Consider the following 1,369-nt stretch of genomic DNA (forward strand, 5'->3'; position numbering starts at 1 on the left):
GGGAGTGTAATATTAACTGTGTAAGTAAGGAATGCGTACGGTTCCTTACTCACACAGTTTTTTATTTGATAGAATAATAAGTATAAAGCTAAAGGAGTGGTTTCAGTGGGGAAATTGAAAAGAGATCCGAACTCCGTAGAATTAGCTAACAAGATTATCGAACAGTATCAGCCTAAATCAGTAGAAGATATGCAAGAAGCATTAAAAGACATATTTGGTCCCATGTTTGAGTCAATGCTAAAAGGTGAAATGAATCACCATTTGGGCTATGAATCCAATGACAAGGGAGAAAAAGAAACAAGAAATAGAAGAAATGGATATGGCAAAAAGTTCGTGAAAACAACGGCAGGAGAAGTTGAAATTGCAGTCCCCCGTGATCGTGATGGTTCATTTGAACCGCAGTTGATTCCAAAGCGTAAAAGAGATGTATCCTCTATAGAGGATAAGGTCATTTCGATGTATGCCAGAGGAATGTCACAACGAGACATTTCTTCCACGATAGAAGACATCTATGGCTTTTCTGTATCTCATGAAATGGTATCCGACATTACGGATACTGTACTTCCTAATTTAGAAGAGTGGCAAAATCGTCCCTTAAGTAACTGTTACCCTTTTGTGTTTGTCGATTGTCTTTACACAACCATTCGTAATGACTATGAAACGAAGAAGTATGCCGTTTACACAATACTAGGATATACCATAGAAGGTAAAAAGGACATTCTAGGTTTGTGGTTGAATGAAACGGAAAGTAAACATAAATGGATGCAAATTTTTGATGAAATCAAATCTCGTGGTGTAGAAGATATCTTCTTTCTCTCAATGGATGGCGTTAGTGGTCTGGAAGAAGGAGCACGTGCGATTTTTCCTGATGTGACCGTACAGAGATGTATTGTTCATTTAATTCGAAATTCGATTAAGTATATACCAAGTAAAGACTACAAGCCTTTTACTGCTGCCTTAAAGAAAGTGTATGGAGCTCCAAGCCTTAAGGCTTGTCACAGTGCATTTGAATCTTTTGAAAAGCAGTGGTCTACGTACCCTGGAGCTGTAGACGTATGGAAACGAAACTTTTCTCATGTGGAACAACTTTTCGATTATGGTGGTAATATTCGTAAAATCATGTACACTACAAATGCCGTTGAAAGTATCCACTCTAGCTTTCGAAAAGTTACGAAAAAAGGAGCATTCCCCCATGAGAATGCCCTATTAAAAATATTGTTTTTACGAACAAAAGAATTAGAAAAGAAATGGGATGGTGGACGCATCCAGCAATGGGCTATGGTCATGAATCAACTATTAGTTCATGACCACCTAAAGGAACGTGTGAAGAAATATCTAGAATAACTTACACACTTTTCTTGACAAGCCC

The 1,369-nt window shown here is 37.8% G+C and carries 1 protein-coding gene; it reads left to right on the plus strand.

Going from position 1 to position 1,369, the window contains the following annotated elements; all coding sequences use genetic code 11:
• Nucleotides 1-96 precede the first annotated feature (96 nt).
• Nucleotides 97-1,344, plus strand: coding sequence for an IS256-like element ISBsu2 family transposase (locus ACTJJ9_RS26270; RefSeq protein ID WP_144546796.1), 1,248 nt, complete (start codon nt 97-99; stop codon nt 1,342-1,344).
• Nucleotides 1,345-1,369: the final 25 nt, after the last annotated feature.

The organism is Metabacillus sp. 22489, assembly GCF_052044855.1.
In the GTDB taxonomy this organism is placed as follows: Bacteria; Bacillota; Bacilli; order Bacillales; family Bacillaceae; genus Metabacillus; species Metabacillus niabensis.